This window comes from Glutamicibacter mishrai (assembly GCF_012221945.1).
In the GTDB taxonomy this organism is placed as follows: domain Bacteria; phylum Actinomycetota; class Actinomycetes; order Actinomycetales; family Micrococcaceae; genus Glutamicibacter; species Glutamicibacter mishrai.
In genome coordinates, this window is the sequence record NZ_CP032549.1 from 2,277,020 (window position 1) to 2,301,387 (window position 24,368).

Annotated in this window: 20 protein-coding genes and 2 tRNA genes; 12 read left to right on the plus strand and 10 right to left on the minus strand. The window is 61.7% G+C overall.

Translation table 11 applies throughout. The features are described 5' to 3' along the window. Positions 1-28 precede the first annotated feature (28 nt). The 3 genes from D3791_RS10825 to D3791_RS10835 all read left to right on the plus strand — a co-directional run bounded on the left by D3791_RS10825 (position 29) and on the right by D3791_RS10835 (position 3,525). A complete protein-coding gene (locus D3791_RS10825) occupies positions 29-556 on the plus strand; it encodes a SixA phosphatase family protein (RefSeq protein WP_022875562.1) in 528 nt (175 codons plus the stop codon). Positions 557-784: 228 nt separating this feature from the next. Further along, positions 785-1,912, plus strand: coding sequence for a DUF1611 domain-containing protein (locus D3791_RS10830; protein ID WP_216847344.1), 1,128 nt, complete (start codon positions 785-787; stop codon positions 1,910-1,912). An 8-nt stretch (positions 1,913-1,920) separates the two neighbouring features. Then, positions 1,921-3,525, plus strand: coding sequence for an ABC transporter ATP-binding protein (locus D3791_RS10835; RefSeq protein WP_172512205.1), 1,605 nt, complete (start codon positions 1,921-1,923; stop codon positions 3,523-3,525). Here D3791_RS10835 and D3791_RS10840 read toward each other — a convergent pair. Genes D3791_RS10840 through D3791_RS10850 form a run of 3 tightly spaced genes read right to left on the minus strand, consistent with a single transcriptional unit; the run spans position 3,479 to position 7,208 of the window. Then, positions 3,479-4,081, minus strand: a complete 603-nt coding sequence (locus D3791_RS10840) for a TetR/AcrR family transcriptional regulator (RefSeq protein ID WP_172512206.1) — start codon at positions 4,079-4,081, stop codon at positions 3,479-3,481. The two genes, D3791_RS10835 and D3791_RS10840, sit on opposite strands and share 47 nt — an antisense overlap. Beyond that, positions 4,078-6,408 (minus strand): YhgE/Pip domain-containing protein, encoded by a 2,331-nt coding sequence (locus D3791_RS10845; protein ID WP_172512207.1) that lies wholly within the window; start codon positions 6,406-6,408, stop codon positions 4,078-4,080. The genes D3791_RS10840 and D3791_RS10845 overlap by 4 nt, the downstream gene beginning before the upstream one ends. After that, the gene (locus D3791_RS10850) at positions 6,408-7,208 is read right to left on the minus strand and encodes a hypothetical protein (RefSeq protein WP_022875567.1); all 801 of its coding nucleotides are present in this window, start codon (positions 7,206-7,208) and stop codon (positions 6,408-6,410) included. The genes D3791_RS10845 and D3791_RS10850 overlap by 1 nt, the downstream gene beginning before the upstream one ends. A gap of 221 nt (positions 7,209-7,429) precedes the next feature. Between D3791_RS10850 and D3791_RS10855 the strand changes: the two genes are divergently transcribed. The 6 genes from D3791_RS10855 (at position 7,430) to D3791_RS10880 (ending at position 15,506) form a co-directional block, all read left to right on the plus strand. Next, entirely contained in the window at positions 7,430-9,346 is a 1,917-nt protein-coding gene (locus D3791_RS10855; protein ID WP_172512208.1) for an ExeM/NucH family extracellular endonuclease, read from the plus strand. Positions 9,347-9,629: 283 nt separating this feature from the next. Next, positions 9,630-10,961 carry an ABC transporter substrate-binding protein gene (locus D3791_RS10860; protein WP_172512209.1) on the plus strand — a complete coding sequence of 444 codons (1,332 nt, stop codon included), beginning with the start codon at positions 9,630-9,632 and terminating at the stop codon, positions 10,959-10,961. A gap of 72 nt (positions 10,962-11,033) precedes the next feature. Next, on the plus strand, positions 11,034-12,086 hold the full coding sequence (locus tag D3791_RS10865; protein WP_052165235.1) for a carbohydrate ABC transporter permease: 1,053 nt from the start codon (positions 11,034-11,036) through the stop codon (positions 12,084-12,086). Further along, complete coding sequence (locus tag D3791_RS10870; protein ID WP_172512210.1) at positions 12,083-12,970, plus strand: carbohydrate ABC transporter permease; 888 nt, start codon at positions 12,083-12,085, stop codon at positions 12,968-12,970. Before D3791_RS10865 ends, D3791_RS10870 begins: the two co-directional genes overlap by 4 nt. Beyond that, positions 12,970-14,388, plus strand: coding sequence for a GH1 family beta-glucosidase (locus D3791_RS10875; protein ID WP_172512211.1), 1,419 nt, complete (start codon positions 12,970-12,972; stop codon positions 14,386-14,388). Before D3791_RS10870 ends, D3791_RS10875 begins: the two co-directional genes overlap by 1 nt. Before the next feature lie 98 nt (positions 14,389-14,486). Next, on the plus strand, positions 14,487-15,506 hold the full coding sequence (locus D3791_RS10880; protein ID WP_022875572.1) for a LacI family DNA-binding transcriptional regulator: 1,020 nt from the start codon (positions 14,487-14,489) through the stop codon (positions 15,504-15,506). Positions 15,507-15,572: 66 nt separating this feature from the next. On the opposite strand, the gene D3791_RS10885 is transcribed toward D3791_RS10880, so the two are convergent. The 3 genes from D3791_RS10885 to D3791_RS10895 all read right to left on the minus strand — a co-directional run bounded on the left by D3791_RS10885 (position 15,573) and on the right by D3791_RS10895 (position 16,480). Next, a tRNA-Arg gene (locus D3791_RS10885) sits at positions 15,573-15,646 on the minus strand. Positions 15,647-15,809: 163 nt separating this feature from the next. Next, the gene (locus D3791_RS10890) at positions 15,810-16,349 is read right to left on the minus strand and encodes a GNAT family N-acetyltransferase (RefSeq protein WP_172512212.1); all 540 of its coding nucleotides are present in this window, start codon (positions 16,347-16,349) and stop codon (positions 15,810-15,812) included. A 57-nt stretch (positions 16,350-16,406) separates the two neighbouring features. Further along, positions 16,407-16,480: transfer RNA gene (locus D3791_RS10895), tRNA-Arg, on the minus strand. A 316-nt stretch (positions 16,481-16,796) separates the two neighbouring features. On the opposite strand from D3791_RS10895, the gene D3791_RS10900 reads away from it, so the two are divergent. The 3 genes from D3791_RS10900 to D3791_RS10910 all read left to right on the plus strand — a co-directional run bounded on the left by D3791_RS10900 (position 16,797) and on the right by D3791_RS10910 (position 20,404). Next, on the plus strand, positions 16,797-18,629 hold the full coding sequence (locus tag D3791_RS10900; RefSeq protein WP_172512213.1) for a phosphoenolpyruvate carboxykinase (GTP): 1,833 nt from the start codon (positions 16,797-16,799) through the stop codon (positions 18,627-18,629). 168 nt (positions 18,630-18,797) lie between these two features. Continuing rightward, the gene (locus D3791_RS10905; RefSeq protein ID WP_172512214.1) at positions 18,798-19,325 is read left to right on the plus strand and encodes a PadR family transcriptional regulator; all 528 of its coding nucleotides are present in this window, start codon (positions 18,798-18,800) and stop codon (positions 19,323-19,325) included. Then, positions 19,322-20,404, plus strand: coding sequence for an alpha/beta fold hydrolase (locus D3791_RS10910; protein ID WP_172512215.1), 1,083 nt, complete (start codon positions 19,322-19,324; stop codon positions 20,402-20,404). Before D3791_RS10905 ends, D3791_RS10910 begins: the two co-directional genes overlap by 4 nt. Positions 20,405-20,471: 67 nt before the next feature. On the opposite strand, the gene D3791_RS10915 is transcribed toward D3791_RS10910, so the two are convergent. The 4 genes from D3791_RS10915 to D3791_RS10930 all read right to left on the minus strand — a co-directional run bounded on the left by D3791_RS10915 (position 20,472) and on the right by D3791_RS10930 (position 24,244). After that, a complete protein-coding gene (locus D3791_RS10915; protein WP_172512216.1) occupies positions 20,472-21,647 on the minus strand; it encodes a globin domain-containing protein in 1,176 nt (391 codons plus the stop codon). Positions 21,648-21,791: 144 nt separating this feature from the next. Then, complete coding sequence (locus tag D3791_RS10920; protein WP_172512217.1) at positions 21,792-22,250, minus strand: RrF2 family transcriptional regulator; 459 nt, start codon at positions 22,248-22,250, stop codon at positions 21,792-21,794. 77 nt (positions 22,251-22,327) lie between these two features. Continuing rightward, positions 22,328-22,798 carry a hypothetical protein gene (locus tag D3791_RS10925; RefSeq protein WP_022877112.1) on the minus strand — a complete coding sequence of 157 codons (471 nt, stop codon included), beginning with the start codon at positions 22,796-22,798 and terminating at the stop codon, positions 22,328-22,330. Between the two features lie 12 nt (positions 22,799-22,810). Then, positions 22,811-24,244: a phosphomannomutase/phosphoglucomutase gene (locus D3791_RS10930; RefSeq protein ID WP_425483162.1), complete on the minus strand. Its 1,434-nt coding sequence runs from the start codon at positions 24,242-24,244 to the stop codon at positions 22,811-22,813. Positions 24,245-24,368: the final 124 nt, after the last annotated feature.

Here is a 24,368-nt window from a genome sequence, read left to right on the forward strand (position 1 = left end):
CCCGCCGCTGCTGTCTTAAGCTGGGAAGATGAACACCATGCATTCGCGCAAGCTCATCTTGATGCGCCACGCCAAGGCTGACTATCCGCTCGGCGTTGCCGATCATGATCGGCCGCTGGCCGCCCGCGGCCACCGCGAGGCGCCCTCGGCTGGCGCATGGCTGGTGGAGAACGACCTGATTCCGGACTACATCCTCTGCTCGGATGCCCTGCGGGCTCGCTCCACCTGCGCGTGGGTGCTGTCGGAGTTGGGGGAGAAGGGGCCTACGCCCTATGTGGATTCGCGGATCTATTCAGCGGGCGTCTCGCAATTGTGCTCCATTATCAATGAGGTCCCCGAAACGGTGAGCAACCTGCTGGTGATCGGGCACCAGCCGATCCTCCAGGAGCTGGCCCTGAGGCTCGCCTCGGTCGACTCCGACGAGGAAGCCGTTTACGAGCTGGCAATGAACTATCCGACCCTGGGAACAACGGTGTTGGAAACCAGCCACCCGTACTCGCACTTGGATGCTCGCGACGCTAAGGTGACGCATTTCCTCGCTCCGCGGCCCGCATGAGAGAACTCTCACCGAGTTTTTTCTTATGCACTAGTCAAACTACGTTATTTAGATGATCTGGGGTTATGAGAAGTAGATGAAAACCCTCTCATCGATCGCCCCGGAAGACCTCAGGGTTAGTTCATCTTCGGTTAACCATCCCTCGCTTCACTGAGAACTGTTGGCGCCACAGCCAACGCCGGAACACCACCAGGTGCCCCGGGTCTTGTGTGAAAGAGGAATGGGACCATGGCCGTCATCGCAGAATCACTTCCAGTTCAGAGCACCGCCGCGCGCAGCGAAGTGCAGGAGCATATCGACGCAGCTCGCGCCCGGGCCATCCGGGCCGCGTACACCACCCGTTTTGTCGCTGCCGAACTGCAGCGCAACCCGCAGGACTTCCAGATCGTGCGCCGGGCACAGGTGGTTCCGGCACCCGGCGACGTCGTGATCGCCACGGTCACCGAACTGGGCAAGCACAGCCGGCTTCAGTCACCGGTATCGCGCCGCCAGCTGATGTTCGTCGGCCAGGAAATCATGGTCGCCTACGGCCACCGCTATGCGCCGGACCAATTCCTCGCCCACGTGCCGGACGATCTGGGTCCTTGCCAGCTGGTGGCCGGGGGAGGCGTGGCCAGCGAAGTGATCGAACAGCACGCATCCATCGACAAGGCCACGCAGCTTGAGCCGGTGGGCCTGCTGACGCGCCACGGCAAGGTCGTCAACCTCTCGGACTTCGCGCCGCTGGATATCAACAACGAATCGCCGCAGGCCGCGCAGCTCGGACAGGTGCGCCCGCCGGTGATCGCGGTGCTGGGCACCTCGATGAATTCGGGCAAGTCCACCACCCTGGGCTGCCTGGTCAACGGGCTGGTCAACGGCGGGCTGAAGGTGGCCGCCGGGAAGGCCACCGGCACCGGAGCGGGCAACGACCCGAATCTGTTCACCGATGCCGGCGCGTTCAGCGTCTGCGACTTCACCGACTTCGGCTACCCGACCACCTACCGCTTGGACTACGAGACGGTGCGTTCGCTGCTGGTGGCGATGATCCGCGAACAGAGCGCCACCGGCGCCGACGCGGTGGTCATCGAGATCGCCGACGGACTGTTCCAGGGTGAAACCTCGCGGCTGCTGGCCGATCCGATCTTCGCCGAGCACGTCGACCGCGTGCTCTTCAGCGCCCAGGATGCGCTCGGCGCGCAGGCCGGCGAGCGCATCCTGCTGGAGGCCGGGCTGGATCTCGCGGCCGTCAGCGGCGTGGTGACTGCTTCGCCGCTGGCCGCGCAGGAAGCCCAAAGCCAGCTGTCCACCCCGGTGATCGGCACCTTCGATCTGTGCCAAGCAGAGGTGGCCGCCAGCCTGCTGCCGGCCAAGTAGCGATGCCCTTGGCACACGCAGAACGGCTTCCCCCGCTGTATGCGCCGGGACGCAGGATGCTGCTGGCGGGCCTGCTGGGCCTGGGCATTCTCGCCGGGCTGTTCTCGATCGCGGCCAGCTGGCTGATCGGGCAGCTGGCCGCCGGGTTCACGATGGCGGCGCTGTGCTCGGTGATCGGGCTGGTTCTCGGGTTTTTTGCCGCCAAGTACCTCGAACGGGTGCTGGCCGAGAAGCTGGGGCAGCACTATGTGGCGCAGCTGCGCCGCGGGCTGATCGCCCATGCGCTGCGCAGCGTGCGCGGCCCGTCGGCCGGGATCACCATCGCCCGCTCCACCAACGACCTATCCTCCATTCGAAACTGGATCGTGCAGGGCATGGTGCCCTTGGTGGCGGGCATTCCGCTGCTGCTGGTCAGCGGCATCGGACTGTGGCTGCTGCATCCCTTGCTGGCGGCGAGCCTGGGGGCGACCCTGGTGATCGAAGCGGCACTCCTGCTGGGGCTCGCGGGCGGGACGTTCGCCAGCGCCAGGAGCCTGCGGCGGCAACGCGGATACCTGGCCGCCCGGATCTCCGACACCGTAGCGGCGCGGACCGCGATCACTTCCGGGGGCGGGGTTGACCGCGAAGTAGCGCGGGTGCAGGCGAGCGCGCAGAAGGTCATGGATGCTTCGGTGCAGCGCGCCCGCTATGCCGGTGCCCTGCGCGCTTCGGCCTTGGCGGTGCCATTGCTGGGGACCGCGCTGGCGGTCGGGGCATGTTCGGTGGCGGGGTTGCCCCATACCGCGGTCGCGACGGCACTGACCCTGATGGGGATCTGCGCCGGGAGCCTGGGCGAATGGGGCAAGGCGGTGGAGTACCGGCAGAACTACAAGGCCGGACGCCAGATTCTCGCGCCGCTGCTGGCCCAGGAACAGCAGTGGTCAGGTGCCCAGCAGGCGCCGGCCAGCACCAGGAATGCCAAGGAGCTGATGGGCCAGGGCTCGGCGGTGCGGATCCATCCGCAGCTTGATGGCGCAGAGGCCTTCCCGGTGCTGCGCGCCCAACCCGGCGAACGCATCCAGTTGCTCGGCGCGCCCGCTGCTTGCTCGGCCTTGCTGGCGGCCATTGCCACCGGAAGCTTCGCCCAGAGCGGCCAAGGGCAGGCGGGCGTGTGGATCGCCGAAGGGCGCAGTGAGGATTTGCCGTCCACCGAACGGCGCAAGCTGGTGGGCGCGGCGCTGGAATCCATGGTGCCCGAGCGAGGAACCTTGGGCCGTGCACTGCGCTACCGCCACCCCGGTTCCGCCATGGGCAAGGCGCTGGAATTGGCGCAGCGCTGCGGGCTGGATCTGCAGTCGCTGCCCGAGGCGGAGCAGAGCAGGCTGCGTCGCGGCGGCGAACCGCTGGACCGCGGCCAGCAGGCGGCCTTGCTGGTGGCCCGCGCCTTGCTGCGCGAACCACCGGTGCTGGTGCTCGATGAACTGCTCACCCGGTTGCCGGCCGACGGATACGCCTATGTTCTCGGGCGGTTGAACGGCTATCGGGGCGTGGTGGTCTACTCCGGGCAGCTGCCGGGGCTGCAGGCGACTAGCCAGTGGCGGGCGGCCGGGTTGCCAGCAGGCCGTCAACGGTGAGCATGACGGCGTTGATGACCTGATCGCGCGCCAGATCCTCGCGCCAGGTGGCCCGCATCCGCGCGGTGAACAGGGCCGCGCCGAAAATGGTGGTGGCCACCGGCAGCTTGTCGGCCTCATCGAGGTGGGCCAGGCGTTCGAGCACCTGCAGGAGCAGATCGGTCACCCGGCTGTGCAGCGTCGTGGTCGTGGCGAGATCGGCATGCAGCTGCTCTTGCATCCACAGCTGGACAAAGGCCGGGTAGCTGGCCACGAAATCCATGGCGAATTCCACCATATGCTTCAGCGCCGCATAGGGGTCGGGCCCGGCGGCCACGCGCGAGAGCTCGTCCATCAGCTTGTTCGCGCCAAAGTCGAGGATCTGGCTGATCAGCTGATCCTTGGAACCGTAGTTGTAGTAGACGGTGCCCTTGGATACGCCGGCCGCCGCGGCGATCTGGTCCACCGATACTGCCTCCGGAGCACGGTTGCCCAACAGCGTCATGGCGGCCTCGAAAAGCCGTTCCTTGGAATCGGTGGCGCGCACTCGCTGGCGCTGGCTGGCGGGGGTGGTCATTCTTTCAGCTCCGGTTGCAGGGTCTTCAGGGTCCAGGTCTTATTCTTGCGCACCGCCAGCATGCTCAGCAGCAAACCGAGGACCGTGTAGGCCAGCAGGGAGCCGATGACCGTGGACATGACGCTCAGGTCGGCGCCGTAGACCAGGTGGCGCATGCCGAGCACGACATTGCCCATCGGCAGGATCTGGTGCAGGAACTGCAATGGCTCGGGCAGGGTCTGCCATGGGAAGGTTCCTCCGGCGGTGATCAGCTGCAGGACCATGAGTACCAGCACCAGGAACTTGCCGGCGGTGCCCAGCAGGGCGAAGAATCCCTGGATCAAGGCGCTGAAGCACAGTGCGGCGAGGACCAAGAGCAGCCAGGCCATCCATGGGTGCGCCGTGTTCAGGCCCAGGCCGAAGTGCACGGCCGAGTAGAGCAGGGTGGTTTGCACCACGGCGATCGCCGCGAAGGGCAGCCAGCCGCCGATCGAGATCTTCCAATTGCTGCCGTTGGAGAGCAGGGCGCGTTTGGTGATCGGGCGCATCACCTGGGTGAGGACCAAAACTCCTATATAGGTCGCCAGGGTCATGAAGAACGGTGCCAGTCCGGCGCCGTAGGACTGGGCAGCGGTCTGCTTGACGTTATCCAGGGCCACCGGGGAGCCGATCACGTCGGCCAGCTGGTCGCTGGTCTTCTCATCCGGGTTCGGGACTTCCTTGACGCCATCCTTCAGGCCGTCGGAGAGGTCGCCGGAGCCGTCTTCGAGCTGCTGCGCTCCATCGGAGAGGTCGCCCACGCCGTCGGAGAGCTGCACCAGGCCGCTGTGCAGCTGATCGCTGCCATCCACCAGGGAACCGGCTCCGTCATCCAGGGTCTTGGCACCGTCGGCGGCCTGGGAGGTGCCGGCCAGCGCCGACTTCTCGCCGTCGGCCAGCTTCTGGGCACCGTCATCTGCGCTGTGCGCACCGGCGGCAAGCTTGGCCGAACCGTCGGCGGCCGTGGAAATGCCATCAACCAGGGCCGGTACCGCGGCATCCAGCTTTTTGGTGCCATCGGCCAGGGTGCCCAGGCCGCTGGCCAGCTGCTTATTGCCGTCGGCGACCTTTTCGGAACCGTCGGCCAGGGTGTGCAGCTGGGTCTGCAGTCCGGAGAGGCCTGAGTTCACCTGCTTGACCTTGGCATCCAGGGCGTCGGGCACGGAGGAGTTCTCGACGCTTTGGCTGATGGTGGCCTTGATAGTCTTGGCCTGTTCCTCGGTCAGCGTGCCGTCGGCGACCAGGGCATCCAGTTGGGCCTGGGAGTCGCTTTTGACCTTTTTCAGCTGCGCATCGGTGTCTGATTGCAGCTGGTTGATCACCGAGATGGCATCATCTGCGGTGCCGGCCAGCTGCGCGTTGCCGTCTGCGACTTGGCGCGAACCGGTGGCCAGCTGATCGGCGGCGTTCTTGGCGCTGTGTGCTCCATCGTTGAGCTTGCCCACCGAGCCGGGCAGCGAGGAGGTCTGCGATTGCATTTTCTGCAGGCCGTCATTGAGCTTGTCGGCGCCGGTGGCCAGCTCTGAGGTGCCGTCGGCCAGCGCATTGGCGCCGGTGCTGAGTTTCTTCTGCCCTGCCAGCAGGTCATCCAGGCCGCCGGAAAGCTGCGTGGTGCCGTCCTTGAGCTGGACGGTGCCATCGCTCAGATCGCTGCTGCCGTCCACCAATTTGGTCGTGCCGTCGGCCAGGGTGACTACTCCATCGCCGAGGTTCAGGGTTCCGTCATAGAGCTTCTTGGCACCGTCGGCTGCATCGCCCATGGAGTCGTGGATATCCACAAATCCGGCGATCATCGCCGAGGCGGTTTCGGTCCCGACCTCTTCGGAGACCGAATTGCGCACCTCGCCGGCCAAGGTGCGGGCGAAGTTGGAAACCATGAAGTTATTCGCGTCGTTCGTCAGCAGCTCGAGATTGGCCTGGTCGGCCTTCTTGAAGTCGCCGGGGGAGACCAGGGCTGCGGAGAAGTCGTCGGGCAGCACCAGTGCGAAGGCGTACTCGCCGCTGGCGACCGCGTCTTCGGCCTCTTGGCGGGAGTCCAGATGGGCCCAGCTGAAGGTGCCGTCCTCTTCGAGGTTCTTCACCACGTCGTCGCCGACCTTGGTGTCCTTGCCGTCTTTTTCCGCTCCGTCATCGAGGTTGACCACCGCGGCGGTGACCTTGTCCAGGTTGCCCTGCGGGTCCCAGTTGGCGTACAGGTAGAGCGCGCCGTAGAGCAATGGCACGCAGGTCAAGGCGATCAGCGCCAGCTTCGGCAGGGTGCCTCGGGTCATGCGCTTGAGTTCGGAGAGCGCAAGTTGCAAAGTCGTCATTAGTTGTCCTTCGCTTCGCTGGATTCAGCGGCAGGTTCTTCGCTGGCCGGCTGGTCGATGACCGGCACTTGGCTTGTCGGCTCAGGCAGATCAAGGTCCAGTTCTTCTTGCACGAAGCCTTCGGAACTGGTCTCTTCGAGGGTTTCTTCCTCGATAGGATCAGCGATCTCCTCGGGTTGTTCAGGCAGCGAGCCGAGGTAGCTGACCGGCCCGTCCCAGTCGTAGGGAATATCGCTTACGATGGCCAGCACTGCGAATTCGCGAGGGGAAGAGGCAAACTCGATGAGCAGGTCCATCCACAACTCGTCGTGCAGATCGTGGCGGTCGGGGGAGTCGAGAACCAGTAATTCCACGTGCGGATTTTCGGCGGCCAGAAGCAACTGCAATTCCAGACGGCGTGCTGGGTCAATGGCATCGGCCCAGTCGGCGGCGACGTCATCAAAGCCATGTTCGCTGATCCACTTTTTGGCTCGTGGCTTGCGCCAAATAGGACCGGGGACCAAAGCGAGGTCCTCGCCAACCACGTCGCGGACCTTCATATGGGATTCTGGCTCGTTCACCTCAGGAGAATCGAGCAGCGCGCTGTGTCGGCGCAGGGTTTTCAGTGCGTCGGAATGGCCCCACGCTACTGCGCCTGAGGTGGGCTGCATGCGACCGCTCAGCGCAAGGGCCAAAGCGGTACGTGAAATCTGCGGGTCGGCGACTACCAGGTGCACTTCGCCTCGCTGCACACTCAGGGAAGTGGGCGGCACCAGCTGTTCGTGGCGGCCTTTGACGGTGACTGAATCTGCGATAAGCACAATTACAGACTAATTGAACTGACCGGTCAGTTCAATTAGTGCGAATATTCCTTTAATCACCTCTAGACGTAAACCGCTTGATGCCTTTGGATTGTTCTTGGGGCGTGTTGAAAACCGCGGTGCGAAGTTCATTAGTAGTTCATCGAACTTTGATTACCTCGAGCCCTCACCACTTGTGGCGGCCTGGCCGTCACGCAACGATCATCACCTAAAGGGAAAACATGAGCAAGAGAAGAACTACTCGCATTGCAGCGGTTCTGCTCGGCGGCGCCGTGGCTGTATCCAGCTTCTCGGTGGCCCAAGCGGACACAGTCGAAATCACCCCCATCGAACAGGTGCAGGGCACCGGCAACAGCTCGCCATTGTCCGGCCAGCAGGTCACCGTGCAAGGCGTGGTCACCGGCGCCTATGCCGAGGGCGGGATCCGCGGTTTCTATGTGCAAAGCGAAGGCACCGGGGCGGAAGTTCCCACCGCAGGCAGCCCGGCAATTTTTGTTTATGCTCCTGACGAGGTCTCCTCGGTGCAGGTAGGCGACTTTGTCCAGGTCTCCGGCGCGGTCAGCGAATACTACGGGCTGACCCAGATCAAGGCCCAGGGTGTCCAGCAGCTAGCCGAGCCGGCCGAAAGCGTGAAGCCGTTGGCGATCTCCCTGCCTGGCGACGAGGCAGGACGCGAGCAGATCGAATCAATGCTCGTTGAGCCTCAAGGAGAGTTCACCGTCTCGGATAACTACTCGCTGAACCAGTACGGCGAATTGAGTCTGGCCCAGGGGACTAGCTCGATCCTGCCTGGCGAGAAGCTTCTGCGCCAGCCGACCGATGTTTTTGCTCCCGGAAGCTCCCAGGCCAAAGCGCTCGCTGAAGAAAATGCGCAGCGTGCGCTCGTGGTCGATGATGGAGCCACGTTGAATTTCAGCACCGCCAAGAACACTTCCGTTGCCCTGCCTTATATCGATGCCGAGCAGCGAGTGAGCGTCGGTGCCAAGGCGAGCTTCACCGGCCCAATGATCCTGGACTACCGCTACGACCTGTGGCGTTTGCAGCCCCAGGGCCAAGTGATCGGCGCCCAGGACTCCGACATCGCGCTGGACTTCGAGCAGATCAGCAACGAGGCTCCCGAAGAAGTCGGCGGCAACCTCAGTGTCGGCAGCTTCAACGTCTTGAACTATTTCACTACCACCGGCGATCAGCTTGAGGGCTGCACCTATTACCGGGACCGTGAAGGCAACCCGCTGACCGTGAAGCAGGGCTGCGATGCCCGCGGCGCTGCCGATGCGATCAGCTTCGAACGCCAGCAGTCCAAGATTGTTTCCGCGCTGAGCAAGTTCACCGCCGACGTGGTGGTCCTTGAGGAAATCGAAAACTCGGCACGCTTTGGACAGGATCGCGATGCAGCTCTGTCCCACCTGGTTGATCAGCTGAATGCCGCCGCTGGCAGCAAGGTGTGGAGCTTCGTCCCGAGCCCGGCAACCGTGCCGGCCGATGAAGATGTCATCCGCACCGCGATCATCTACCGCGGTAAGGCGGTGAAGCCGATTGATGAATCGGTCATCTTGCAGGATGCCGCATTTGATAATGCCCGTGACCCGTTGGGCCAGGCTTTCCAGAAGGTCGGCGGAAACCAGAACACCCGCTTTGTCGTGGTGGCCAACCACTTCAAGTCTAAGGGATCCAACCCGAATGATGGTTCGGGCAATGCCGATTCTGGCGACGGCCAGGGCGCGTGGAATGCAGACCGTGTCGAGCAGGCCCAGGCATTGGTTCGATTCACTGAAGAGCTGAAGGTCTCGCGAAACACGCAAAAGGTCCTGCTGGCCGGTGACTTCAACTCCTATGCCGCTGAAGATCCGATTCGCGTTCTGACCGAGGCCGGGTTCACCGACATCGGTGCCAAGGCCGATTCCCAGAGCTACGTCTACGACGGGCTCAGCGGTTCATTGGACCACATTCTGGCCTCCCCTGAGCTAGCTGCAAAGGTCACTGGCCAAGACATCTGGAATATCAATGCGATCGAATCCGTGGGCTACGAGTACAGCCGGCACAACTACAACATCACCGATCTGTTCACCGCGAACCAGTACCGCTCTTCGGATCACGATCCGCTGTTGGTTGGACTGGAACTGAATAAGAAGGGCTAGTTCCCGCTGGCAATAACAGCCAGGCATTCCTTCGCTGCTCGAAGGCATGCCTGGCTGTTATTTTTTTGCCTGCAGAAGTTAGGGGTTGACAGGAAAGATCCATCGTGGAGAATTGTTGAAGACGTTTCGTGAGAGCGCTCACAAAATGGATAAGCGGAGCTGCTTTCATTGCCATGGCAAGCAGGGTTCAGGAATGGGCCCATTATTTTTGCCCAATTTTGAGAGCGCTCTCAAAATTTAGCAGTACCCACACTTGCACGAACTGAACTTGAATGGAGTCACCGTGAAATCTTCACGCACAACCCGGCTTGCCAAGGTAGTAGCACTGACCTCAAGCATCGCGCTGCTGGCTGCCGGATGCTCATCGGGAGCAAGCAAGGACGCTGCCCAGCCAGCCTCGGCCGATAACCCCGTCACCCTCACCGTCACCACCTTCGGCACTCAGGGACTGGACCCGCTGTACAAGCAGTACGAGAAGGAAAACCCAGGGGTCACCATTGAAGCCACCAACATCGACACCGGCGGCAACGCGCTGACCGACTGGAAAACCAAACAGGCTGCAGGCGCCGGGTTGCCAGATGTGCAAGCTGTAGAAGAAGGCTGGCTCGGCCAGGTGATGACAGTGTCCGACAGCTTCACTGACCTGAACGAATACGGCGCCAGTGACATCTCCGGCGATTGGGTGGACTGGAAAGTCAAGCAGGCCACCGACGCTGACGGACGAACCATCGGCTACGGCACCGACATCGGCCCGATGGGCCTGTGCTACAACAGCAAGCTCTTCAAGGCTGCCGGTTTGCCCAGCGATCGCGACAAGGTCGCCGAGCTCTTCGGCGGCGAAGACGCCACGTGGGATGACTTCTTCTCGGTGGGCGCAGACTACGTGAAGAAGACCGACAAGGCCTTCTACGACCAGTCCGGCTTCGTCTGGAACGCCATGGTGAACCAGCTTGACGAGGGCTACTACAAAGCCGATGGCACCTTGAACATCGACTCCAATGCCGAACTGCGCAAGCGCTGGGACCAGCTCTCGGACGCCGCATCCAAGGGCTTGTCCTCCGGGCAGACCCAGTGGGACTGGGGCAAGGGTCAGGCCTTTGTCGATGGCTCCTTCGCCGTCATGCCTTGCCCCGGCTGGATGCTGGGCAACGTCAAGGGCCAAGTTGAAGGCGCCGGCGGCGACGCTTCCGATGGCTGGGACTTCGCCGATGTCTTCCCTGGCGGACCGGCCAACTGGGGCGGCGCATTCCTGACCGTGCCAAGCACCTCCAAGCACCCCGCTGAGGCTGCGAAGCTGGCCCAGTACCTGACCAACGCCACCTCCCAGGCCACCTCCTTCGAAGAGGCAGGCGCCTTCCCGAGCAACCTTGAAGCGCAGAAGTCCAAGGCAGTGACCGGCGAGAACGATCTGACCAAGTTCTTCAACGGCGCACCGATCGGCGAGATCCTTGGCCACCGCGCCGAAGGAGTGAAGGCCCAGTACAAGGGCGCAGATGACTCGGTCATCCAGGAGCAGGTCTTCGGGCCGGCAACCATCGCCATTGACAAGGGCACCGACGGGGAAGCTGCGTGGAACAGCGCACTGTCAACGCTGCAGGAACTGGAAATCAAGTAAACGGATAGCCTCCACCGCCTTGTGAGGGGCCCGGCCCCGCACAAGGCGACTGCAGCAGAAAAGACGACACTGATGAGCACCACGACACCCATGTCACGGCCGACAGCAAAGGCCGAAAAACCCGGCGCGCCCACGGTTGAAAAGCTGGAAGAATCCAAAGCCGAGCGGGCCATGCGCCGCCGGCACCTGCGCGGCCGGCTGGATTTCAAATACTCGCCATACCTCTATATCTCCCCGTTCTTCATCCTCTTCGCGCTGGTCGGGCTATTCCCGCTGATCTATACCTTCGTGGTGTCGATCAACGACTGGGAACTGCTTGGCGGCGCCGGCGACTGGGTGGGGCTGGATAACTACAAGGCCGAACTGGCCTCGCCGCTATTCTGGAATTCGCTGTTCAACACCTTCAGCATCTTCCTGCTCTCCGCCATCCCGCAGCTGGTCGTCGCGACCTTCATCGCGGCGATGCTGGACCAGAATATTCGGGCGAAGACCTTCTGGCGCATGAGCGTGCTGGTGCCCTACGTAGTCACCCCGGTGGCCGTGACGCTGATCTTCTCCACCGCGTTCGATGAAAAGTACGGGCTGATCAACAACCTGCTCGGTGCCCTGAACCTGGATACGATCGCATGGAAAACCGACGTGTTCCCCTCGCATATGGCCATTGCGACCATGGTGAACTGGCGCTGGACCGGGTACAACGCGCTGATCCTGCTCGCGGCCATGCAGGCGGTGCCGCGTGAACTGCACGAATCGGCGGCCATCGACGGGGCCGGAGTGATCCGCCGCTTCTTCTCCATCACCCTGCCCAGCATCCGCCCGACCATGATCTTCGTGATCATCACGGCGACCATCGGCGGCCTGCAGATCTTCACCGAACCCAAGCTGTTCAACCCCAGCAGCTCGGTGCCGGGCGGCCCGGACCGGCAATACCAGACCACCGTGCTGTACCTGTGGGACTTGGCCTTCAACCGCGGAGATTTCGGGCGCGCCTCGGCCGTGGCCTGGATGCTGTTCCTGATCATCATCGTGATCGGCGTGATCAACTTCTTGATCTCCGGCACCATCGCCTCGTCATCGGATAAGCAGAAAACCCGCCGAATCGCTACCAGGAAGGGCAAAAAATGAGCAATGCGACCTTGCAGCGGACCGCCGCGCCCAAGCCGGTGCGCTTGGGGCGGGGCAAGAACTTTTCCGCCGATCGCCGCCCGGGATTCCTCACCTACGGCATCCTCCTGGCCTTCCTCATCGGCAGCACCTACCCGCTGTGGTACTCGTTCGTCATCGGTTCCTCCACCGGCGACGTGTTCTCCTCGGCGTGGCCACCGTTGCTGCCCGGCGGGCAGTTCTGGACCAACGTGGCCGAGGTCTTCGACTCGGTCGATTTCTGGGCGGCGCTGGGCAACAGCCTTATCGTCTCCTCGGTCATCACCTTCTCGGTGGTCAGCTTCTCCACCCTGGCCGGCTACGCATTTGCCAAGTTGCGCTTCCGCGGACGCCAGGGCCTGCTGGTCTTCGTGATCGCCACCCTGGCGGTGCCGACCCAGCTGGGCATCATCCCGATGTTCATGATGATGAAGCAGCTGGGCTGGACAGGGTCCCTGGGAGCCATCATGATTCCGACCCTGGTCACCGCCTTCGGCGTCTTCTTCATGCGCCAGTACCTGGTGGATAACATCCCGGACGAACTGATTGAAGCCGCCCGTGTTGACGGGGCTTCGATGATCGGGACTTTCTGGCATGTTGGCGTGCCGGCCGCCCGTCCGGCCATGGCGATCCTTTCGCTGTTCACCTTCATGACCGCGTGGACCGACTACCTATGGCCGATGCTCGTCGCCCCGCAAACACCTACCCTGCAGGTGGCATTGAGCCAGCTGCAATCTGCTCGATATGTCGACTACACCATCGTGATGACTGGCGCCCTGATGGCCACGATCCCGCTGCTGTTACTCTTCGTCATAGCAGGCAAACAACTTGTATCCGGAATTATGGCAGGAGCTGTAAAGGGTTAATGACTCACCATCTATCTCAAGAATTCGCCTGGCCCAAGCATTTCCTATTCGGCTCGGCCACCGCGGCGGCGCAAATTGAAGGCGCCGGCCACCTCTACGGCAAGGAAGACTCCGTCTGGGACGCCTTCGCCCGCAAGCAAGGGGCCATCGCCGGGGGAGAAAATCTCGAAGTCGCGGTAGACCACTACCACCGCTATCGCGAAGATGTTCAGCTGATGCGCGAACTGGGCCTGGACTCCTACCGCTTCTCCACCAGCTGGGCCCGCGTCGTGCCCGGCGGGCGCACCGTCAACGAGCAAGGCCTGGATTTCTATTCGCGCCTGGTCGATGAACTGCTCGAGAACGGCATCCTGCCCTGGCTGACCCTGTACCACTGGGATCTGCCGCAGGCGTTGGAAGAACGCGGCGGATGGACCAATCGCGAGACGGCCTACAAGTTTGTCGAGTATGCCGAGGCTGTATACGCAAAGCTCGGCGACCGGGTGCAGCATTGGACCACCTTTAATGAGCCGCTGTGCTCGTCGCTGATCGGATATGCCTCCGGCGAGCATGCGCCGGGCCGGCAAGAACCCGAGGCGGCCTTGGCCGCGATGCACCATCAGCACTTGGCCCACGGCCTGGCGACCCAGCGGCTGCGGGAGCTTGGCGCCAAGGAATTGGGAATTACACTCAACCTGACTAACGCTGTGCCCAACGACCCCACCGATCCGGTGGATCTGGAAGCCGCCCGCCGCATCGATGCACTGTGGAATCGCATGTACCTGGATCCGATCCTCAAGGGCAGCTATCCGCAGGACCTTTTGGAAGACGTAAGCCACTTGGGACTGGCCGAGGTGATCCAGCCAGGGGATCTGCAGATCATTCACCAGCCCATCGATTTCCTGGGTGTGAACCACTACCATGATGACAATGTCTCGGGCCATCCGCTGCCTGGACGACAGCCACCTGCGGTGGTTCCCACCGACTCCGCGAAGTCATCGCCATTCGTTGGCAGCGAGTACGTGAGCTTCCCAGCGCGAGACCTGCCCCGAACCGCAATGGGCTGGGAAGTGAATCCCCAGGGCTTGCGCGTGCTGTTGAACCGCTTGAAGAAGGACTACGAGAATCTCCCGGCGCTGTACATCACCGAAAACGGCGCGTCCTACACGGACGTGCTCAGCGAAGAGGGAACCATCGAGGATGAGGAGCGCAGCGAATACATCTTGAACCATCTTGATGAAGTTGCCCGATCCCTCGAAGATGGCGTGGATGTGCGCGGCTATTTCGTCTGGTCGCTGCTGGATAACTTCGAGTGGGCCTGGGGCTATGACAAGCGCTTTGGCATCATCTACGTGGATTACCAGACCCAAGAGCGAATCATTAAGAATAGTGGTCGCGCTTACGCAGGCCTGATCGCCTCCAATCGTACAATGGCTTAACACCTGAGCATGATGGTCCGCAGACCCATAGGGGGTAGCTGCGGGCCATCTTGCTTGCTTGGCTGATCTACAAACCCCCAGGACCTAGGCGCAGACGAATGAGCACGCAAGAACCACGCAAGCCGCAGGCAACACTGGAATTGGTGGCGCAGAGGGCTGGCGTCTCGCGCGCCACGGTCTCGCGAGTGGTCAATGGCTCGGATCGCGTCAAAGCGGATGCCAGGAAAGCGGTGGAACAGGCGATCCGGGAACTCAATTATGTGCCCAATCGGGCTGCTCGTTCCTTGGCTCAGGGGAGAACCAACTCGATTGCGCTTGTGGTCCCGGAAAACACCGCGAAGTTTTTCGCTGACCCCTATTTCGCCAAGGTCGTCCAGGGCGCAGCGCAATATGTCGCTGGCACCGAATTCATGTTGACCTTGCTGCTTTCTACCGAATCCGACCCGGCAAAAACCACTCGTTATCTCCAAGGCGGAAACGTTGACGGCGCCCTGGTCCTGTCGCACCATGCGGCCGACAGGTCTTATGCAGATCTGGGCTCCCTGCTCCCGATGGTTTACGGCGGGCGCACCATGAGTACCGACCAGAATGAAATCTACGTTGTCGACATCGACAATATTGCGGCTGCGCGCCAGGCGACCGAGGTCATCATTGCCCAAGGCCGGACCAAGCTGGCGATGATTGCCGGCCCCCAGGATATGGGTGCCGGGTTGGACCGTCTAACTGGATTCCAGCAAGCCGTTCGAAACGCGGGCCTGGAACCCGCGGCAGTCGAAATCGGAGATTTCACGCCAGCGAGCGGGCATCAGATCATGCAGCGGCTGATCGGGAACAACGTTGACTTTGACGGGCTGTTTACCGCCAGCGCCCAGATGGGCTTTGGTGCGTTGCAGGCCCTGGCCGAGGCAGGAATCAAAGTGCCCGAGGACGTGTCGGTGACAGCGGTGGATGACGATTCATTTGCGCGCAGCTCCACTCCACCGCTAACCACCATTGCGCAATTCCCCGAACGCCAGGGGGAGATCATGGCTGAATTGCTGATCAAGCGGATTCAAGGCGAGCAGGTTCCTGAATGGAGCATTATGGACACCCAGCTGGTGCTGCGCGACTCGCATTAACGAGCACATTGGTGCCGGAGAGAACATAAAAAATTCCCACTCATCTGAGTGGGAATTTTCAATTTGTGCGCCCAAAGGGATTCGAACCCCTGACCTTCTGTTCCGTAGACAGACGCTCTATCCAGCTGAGCTATGGGCGCATATTTATTTGTTGTCGCCTTGACGACTTGAATAACTTTACACGAGTTTGAGGCGGAGCAAAAACCAAAATAGACAAAAGTGCCGTGATTCACAAAATATCTAGTGGAACGTGCATTGCTGTCGTGATCCAAGCCGAATTTTGGGGCGGGCAGCGGCCAAGGCTCAGCCATGCAAGATGGCTTGGTAGAGGTTGTGGTCCTGCCAGCGGCCGGCGATCTTGAGGTATTTCGGTGCCATGCCGATCTGGGTGAAGCCGTTGTTGAGCAGTACTTGCTGCGAGGCGTGATTATCAACCAGGGTGCTTGCTTCGATCCGGTGCAGACCGAGATGCTCAGCTGCTTCAACAAGTATTGCAGCCACCGCGCGTGAAGCCAATCCTTGGCCAGTGCATTCATGATCGACCCAATAGCCGAGGCTCGCGCTTTGGAAGGCACCGCGAACCACGGAAACGATACTAAAGCGTCCAATTAATACGTCGTCGCGGAACAGTCCGTAGGGGTAGGCGAGACCTTGGGAGTTTGCGGCCAAGACCTGTGAAATATTCTGGGCCTGCCAAGCTTCGGTGAAAAACTCCTCGGCGCGTTCTGGTTCCCACCGCTTCAGATGCTCCCTGTTGCGCTGGTAGGAATGCGCGAGGTGCGTGGCGTCGCTGATGGCGAGCAGTCGAAGGGCGGTGTTCGAGTCAACGGGTAGCTGGCGCATAAACTTCTCCTGGGAAACAAAAAATTCCCACTCAAGTGAGTGGGAATTTTCAATTTGTGCGCCCAAAGGGATTCGAACCCCTGACCTTCTGTTCCGTAGACAGACGCTCTATCCAGCTGAGCTATGGGCGCATATTCTTTTGTTGATCCGTTCTCACGAACCTCGAATTACTATACAGGTCGTTTTGGGCATGTACAAATCGACGGGCAAAGCTACCGCGCCCAGGTGAACAAAAGGTTATGTGAAGCAAGTGAAAGGGTACCGGTATACGTGACCTTCATCACATATTTCAGTATTTGATTCCATCTTATCCCGCGGAATTTCGGGAATTTTGAACAAGCTGCTTTCGGGGAGCAGGAATTCTGAGGTCTCAATCACACCGAAGTGGCACGGTGCTCCGCCTAGCCTTGATTCATTGCTAGTTGAGCCCAATGGAGGGAACAAATAATGAGCACGAGCTCGGATCAGACCGTAATCGACGCAGCGGCGACTTCGCACAAGGAGTTGGCAAGCTGGGTCGAAGAAGTGGCCGCCCTGACGAAGCCGGATCGTGTTTATTGGGTAGACGGTTCAGCTGAAGAAGCCGATCGACTGACTGCAGAGTTGGTAGAGGCCGGAACGCTCGTTAAGCTGACTGATCCAAACTTCCCTAATTCCTACGCTGGCTTCTCGGACCCCAAGGACGTTGCGCGTGTAGAAGAGCGCACCTTCATCTGCTCGAAGAAGAAGGAAGACGCCGGCTTCACCAATAACTGGGAAGACCCGGACAAGATGAAGTCCATGCTCAATGGGCTGTTCGACGGCTCGATGCGCGGACGCACGATGTACGTGATCCCGTTTGTCATGGGACCACTGGACGCGGAAACTCCTGCCTACGGTGTGGAAATCACCGACTCCGCCTACGTGGTCGCATCCATGCGCATCATGGCCAGGATCGGCACCGAGGTCCTGCGCAAGATGGAAGCGGAGAACGCCTTCTTCGTGCCAGCCTTGCACTCGGTGGGCGCACCGCTCAAGCCGGGCCAGGAAGACGTTGCATGGCCATGCAATGAGAACAAGTGGATCGTACACTTCCCAGAAGAGCGCTCCATCATGTCCTACGGTTCGGGCTACGGCGGCAACGCGCTGCTGGGCAAGAAGTGCTACTCGCTGCGTATCGCTTCGGCGATGGCCCGCGATGAGGGCTGGCTTGCAGAGCACATGCTCATCTTGAAGCTGACCAGCCCGCAGAACAAGGCGTACCACATTGCCGCGGCCTTCCCATCGGCCTGCGGCAAGACCAACCTCGCGCTGCTGGATCCGACCATCGAAGGCTGGAAGGCCGAGACCCTGGGCGATGACATCAACTGGATGCGCATCGGCAAGGACGGCGAGCTGCGCGGCGTCAACCCTGAGTACGGCCTGTTCGGCGTGGCTCCAGGCACCGGCTGGTCCACCAATCCGAACGCCATGCGCGCCATCTCCAAGGGCAACAACATCTTCACCAACGTTGCGCTGACCGATGAGGGCGGCGTCTGGTGGGAAGGCATGACCGACGAGGCTCCAGCGCACCTGACCGACTGGCTGGGCAACGACTGGACCCCTGAGTCCGGCCGTCCCGCTGCGCACCCGAACTCGCGCTTCTGCACCCCGATCGATCAGGTCGACATGCTCTCCGAGGACTACTACTCGCCAAATGGCGTGAAGATCGACGCGATCCTGTTCGGCGGCCGCCGCAAGACCACCATCCCGCTGGTGACCGAAGCACGCAGCTGGACCAACGGCATCTTCATGGGTTCGACCCTGTCCTCGGAGACCACCGCGGCCGCTGCCGGCGCAACCGGCGTGATCCGCCGCGACCCAATGGCGATGCTGCCATTCATCGGCTACAACGCAGGCGACTACCTGAACCACTGGGACAAGATCTCGGACAAGCTCAACCCGGAGCAGATGCCGAAGATCTTCCTGGTCAACTGGTTCCGCCGCACCGCTGACGGCGGTTTCGCATGGCCAGGGTTCGGCGACAACTCGCGCGTGCTCAAGTGGGCCATCGAGCGCATTGAAGGCACCGCTGACGCCAAGGAGACCATCATCGGCAACGTGCCAACCGGCGAATCGTTGGACCTGACCGGTCTGGAAGGCTTCACCCCGGCCGACGTCGAGGTCGCAGTGGCCGTCAACAAGGATGAATGGGCCACCGAAGTCGAGGGCATCGAAGAATGGTACGCCAACTTCGGCGATGCTTTGCCAGCCTCGCTGCGTGCCGAGCTCGACGGCCTCAAGGAACGACTGGGCGCCTAGCAAAACTGGATCTCCCGCAGATCCGCGAATGGGAATGCCCCGGCCACTGGACTTCCAGTGGCCGGGGCATTCCCATGCCCAGCCAAGTAATTGTCACAATCTGGGTACAGTTTCCACACACCGGGTTGAAGTGGGTGCAAAATCAACTATGTGTGAAAAGATTGCCCTATGGTTTTGGCACGATTGATTCTCGGGCTGCTGTGCTTGTCGCCCATGACTGGCTACGAGCTCAAGAAGCACTTTGACTCCTCTATCAACCACTTCTGGAACGCAGACAAGGCGCAGATCTACCGCACGTTGGCGCAGCTGGTGGACAAGGGATACGCCACCGTGCGCACCGTCGCGCAATCGAACTACCCGGACCGCCAGGAGCACCACATCACCGAAACAGGACGCGAGGCCTTGGCCCAGTGGCTTTCTGCCGGGGCAGTGCAGTCTCCCGAACGGGATCCCTTCATGGGGCAGGTGTTCTTTGCCGCCGAACTCGAGCGCGATGAGATCCAGAATCTGCTGGAGGAACGCCGCCAAGCCACGCAGTACACCCTCGATGACTACCTTTCCCAGCGCGAAGGCATTGACATGCGCGCCGCTGCGGACCGTCGCAGCTTCCTGATGGCTGCCACACTTGACCATGCAATCCGACAACAAGCCGCAGAGCTGGAATGGCTCGACGCGGTATTGGAGTACTTGCCATGACTGCAGCCAAAGACCAGAACAAGACCCCTGCAAGCAGTGCGGCACGCGATGCCACCGATTATCCGGAAGTGCATCCCGGCCGGCATCACGATGCCCAGCGTTCGATGCAGACGCTGGTGTTCCTCCATGGCGGAAACGTCGGCAACTGGAGCTGGGACCCGCAGGTGCTGGCCTTTGGCGACTACAACATCCTGACCCTCCATCTGCCGGCCTTCGGCGCCCGGTTCGAGGAGACCTGGGAAGGCCTGGAATCCGCCGCCGATGACGTCGCGGCCTTGATCGCCGACGAAGTTTCCGAAGGCGGCGTGCACCTGGTGGGCATGTCCCTCGGTGGCGTCATCGCGCTGCACGTGGCGGCACGGCATCCGGAACTCGTTGACTCCGTGCTGATCACCGGAACACCGGTGACCGGTGTGGGCCAGGCAGCCAGGGCCTTCCAGAGGATGCAGCTCAAGCTCATCGGCAGCGAGTGGTACTGGCGTTTCCAAGCCGGAGCCTACGGCATGGTGGACGACGAGCGGGAACTGTTCACCGAGCACGGGGTGAAGCTGAAAGCCGAGAACCTGCGGGCCATCATGGACGAGATGGAGCCCGGGGGACTTCCGGAGAAGCTCGACTCCTACCAGGGTCCGGTGCTGGCCCTGGTCGGAGCCAAGGAGCCGAAGGTGGTGCAGAAATCCTTCGAGGCGCTGCGCGCCAAGCTCCCGCAGGTGATCACGCGCGTGGTCCCTGGCATGCACCACCAATGGAACATCGAGAACCCGATCCTGTTCAACTCGGTGCTGCGCAAGTGGATCTCAGAGGAAGGGCTGCACCAGATCCTGGTGGACCCGCAGGCCGCGAAACCGGCACGCGGCGCCAAGGCTGCGCCAGTCGAGCAGCCTGCCGAAGCTCCGGAATCCGAAGACCGCGATGCCGATCTGCCGGCACCGCCAGTCCAGGGGGCGGAGGCGAGGAAGCCTGGAAAGCTCGGCGGCAAAATCTATCCGCGGAAGCTGGATCCGAAGAAACTCGACTTCAAGAAGAAGGCCCCGCAGCAGGGCGATCACCCGGAATCTGCCGCGGATACCGGAAAATAGCGGCAAAAAAGTGCTGCAGGTGGATCCCCCATGATTCCACCTGCAGCGCAGTTGCAAGACCTGGATGCTAGGCGGCCAGCCACACATCCGGGCCGAAGACCTCATAGTGGATCCGCTCGGCTGGGATGCCGGCTTCCAGTGCCTGGCTGCGCACCGCATGCATGAATGGCAGCGGGCCGCACAGGTACACCTCAGCGTCCTCGGCCAGTGCATCGGTCAGATCCATGTAGCCGGCCTTGGCGTTCAGCTCTTCCGGCAGTTCGCCGCGTTCGAACCAGGTGCCCAGGGTGGCCTGGGGCAGCTTGGCGATGGAATCGAGCATCTGCTCGCGCAATGGCCAGGCGCCCACTTCCTGGTCTGCATGCAGCACGGTGACCTTGCGGTTGGAGCCGCGTGCGGCCAGGGTCTGCAGCGCGGCGGCGCTCGGGGTGCAGCCGATGCCAGCGGTAGCGATCACCAGCGGCGCGCCCTCCTCATCGATGACCAGATCGCCATACGGATTCGACAGCTCGAGCACGTCGCCGAGCTTCAGGTCGTTGTGGATGACCGGGGAGAATTCGCCGTTCACATCCAGCTTGACGGTGATGGTGCGGCGGTTGGCCTGCTCGATATCGCCGCTCAGGGTGTACTGGCGAACCTGGCGGACGCCGTCGGCCATCGGCATGCGGACCGAAATGAACTGCCCTGGCTTGGCGACCGTTGCCGGGGTGTCGTCAGCTGGCTCGAAGCTGAAGCTGACCGAATCGACACCGGTTTCGGTGCGTTCGACAAGCTTCCACGGGGTGTAGATCTCGGCGTTGGCCTGCTGCGCGTACAAGCCCTTCTCGATCTTGATCAGCGCATGGGCCATCAGCCAGTACACCTCGGTCCAGGCCTCGGCGATCTCCGGGGTCAGTGCATCGCCCAGGTCTTCGGCGATGGCATCGAAGAGGTGCTTGTAGACGATCGGGTACTGCTCCTCGATGACACCGAGGGAGGTGTGCTTGTGGGCCACGCGGGCGAGCATGGTTTCCGGGGTGACGCCCGGGTGCTTGACCAGGTAGGTTGCGAAGACCGCGATGGATCCTGCCAAGGCCTGTTGCTGGGTGCCGTTCTTCTGGTTCGAGCGGGAGAAGATTCCGTTGAGCAGTTCAGGGTGGGCGGCGAACAGGCGGTTGTAGAAGTTCGGGGTAATGCTGGAAATGCGCTCTGCGATGATCGGCAGCGTGGCTTCAATGACCGGGAAGGACTTGGTGGACAGCATCGGGTCTCCTTGGGCGTAGGGTATTACTTGTATCTGAAATACAAGATTTATGATTCATTTCTACGCTCAGTAGAAAAGGATTGCAAATCAATCGGCCGGTTTCGCAACAGAAGTGACCGGTATCACTTCATGGGTGAAGTGGAACTAGGAAATGCCGCGCACCGTAGGGAAGGGGAGCAGCGTGATGGGCTCCGCTGCTGACGTCGGGCAGATATCCCTGATAGTCAGCGGATCCAGCGAGGCGTAGAAGGCTTCGCGCGCCTGGCGGAAGACTGCCCGCAGGCGGCAGTTGCCCGAGAGCGGGCAGTTGGATTGCGCGTCATGATCGGTGCAGTCCACGATATCGGTGCGCTTGTCCAATTTGCGCAGCAGCCCGCCGAGGGAAAAATCCATCGCTTGGCTGCTCAGGGCGGCGCCGCCGTTGCGGCCGCGGGTGACCTGCAGGATGCCCAGCGTGCGCAGTTCCAGCACTGCCTTGGCAACGTGGTTGTAGGGAACCCCGACCGAATCGGCGATCTCGCGGCTGGTCAGTTGCCCGGTGCCGGGAGTTGCCAGGACCATCACGGTCCGCAGGCACACGTCGGTGAAGGCACTGAGTTTCATGCTTCCCACTCTACGCGGGAAAAGCGCTTCGGGGTCGGCATAGTGACTATGCCGACCCCGAAAGCACCCGATGCGGGCTAGAGCGCGTTGGCCCAGATGGCTTCCGCCGACTCCGCCGCCGGCTCATCGAAGTGCCATTCTCCGCCTGGCTCGGCAGGCATGGTGTATGGCTGGACGATCGCGAGGGCTGCGCCGATGCGGTGTTCGGCCACCACGTGGATCGCGTCGCGGTCGTTTTCCTGCAGCAGAACGTCCGAGGCAATAGCGATGGCCTCGAAGTGGGTGCCCTGCTGGTTCAGTACCTGGACCAGATCGGCAGCCATGGCTTCGGTGTCGATGTCGGCGTCCGGATCCTCCGGGTCATCCGTCGGCGGAACAGCGATCAGACGCAGCTCAGGCTCGTCCTCGCCGTCTTTGGGCTCCAGTGCGATGGCGAAGGGGAGGAACACACCCTGCTCTTCAAGCTGTTCGCGAGCCACGCCCAGGGCGGTGCCCAGAACCTTGTTCAGGGCGTCCTTGACGCCCTCATCCAATGATTCGAGATTCATGTCTTCCCTTTGCTAGTTGGTGACGTTTTCTCCGCGCACGATGGCCAAAACGGCATCGCGCAGGGGCTCAATAATTTCTGCGGTGCGGCCCTCGCCATTAAAGCGAAGGTACGGTTCGGTGTTGGACGGGCGCAGGTTGATCCACCAGCTGCCGTCGGTAGCCGAAATGGTCGTGCCATCCATGGTCATCACATCTACCGGCTGTCCGTCAAAGTGCTCGAGCACCCGGGCGGTGGCAGCTTCCTTGTCCTCGACCTGGGAATTGATCTCCCCGGTGGCAACGTAGGGCTCGTATTCGGCACCCAGTTCCGAGAGCGGAAGGTCCTGCTCGCCCAGCGCGGCCAGCACGTGCATGGCTGCGAGCATGCCGGTGTCGGCATTGTAGAAGTCGCGGAAGTAATAGTGGGCGGAGTGCTCGCCGCCGAAGACCGCGCCCTGGGCTGCCATCTCGGCCTTGATGAAGGAGTGTCCTACGCGGGTCATCACCGGGGTTCCGCCGGACTTCGTGACGAACTCCGGGACCGCCTTGGAAGTGATCAAGTTGTGGATGATTACCGGGTTCTGCTCTCCGGTAGCCTGGACGCGAGCGATTTCGCGGACCGCAACCAAGGCGGTGATGGCCGATGGGGACAGCGGAAGGCCGCGTTCGTCGATCACGAAGCAACGGTCGGCGTCGCCGTCGAAAGCCAGACCCAGATCGGCACCGTGCTCCAGCACGGCGGCCTGCAGGTCCTTCAGGTTTTCCGGTTCCAGCGGGTTGGCCGGGTGGTTAGGGAAGGTCCCGTCCAGTTCGAAGTACAGCGGGACGATTTCCAGCGGCAGGGCCGAAAGCACGGTGTCGCCAAGCACTGCTGGGGTGGTCATGCCACCCATGCCGTTGCCCGCGTCCACCACGATCTTCAACGGGCGAATGTCCGAGAGATCAACCAGCTCACGCAGGTAGGCGGCGTAATCGGCGAGGACATCGCGCTCGCTGATAGTTCCCTGCGGGGCATCGCCGGAAACCGGCAAGCCCTCATTGACGTATTGCTGGGCCAGATCGCGGATATCGAACAGGCCGGTGGCCGAAGAGATCGGGCGGGCGCCGGCCTTGGACATCTTGATGCCGTTGTACTGGGCCGGGTTGTGGCTGGCGGTGAAAACCACGCCGGCCGCATCCAGCTTGCCCGAGGCGAAGTAGAGCTCGTCGGTGGAAATCAATCCGAGCATGACGACGTTTGCGCCACGGTAGGTGGCACCTCGGGCGAAGGCCTGGGCGAATTCTGCTGAGGATGGGCGCATGTCGCCGCCAACCAAAACATCCTTGCCGGCCAGGGACAAGACATCAACAAAGGCTGCGCCGATAGCTTCTATCGCTTCGGCATTCAGGCTCTCGCCGACTACGCCACGAACGTCGTAGGCCTTAAAGCTCTGATTAAGATCAATTTCTTCACTCACACCTTTCAGCCTACCGGTTTGACTGATTCAAATCATCGAGAATGGCGCAATTGTGCATGGGAAATGCCTAACACTTCCGCTAAATATGGGTTCTACGCACCCTCAGATTCCTTGTTCTTGCACAAATCGGTGG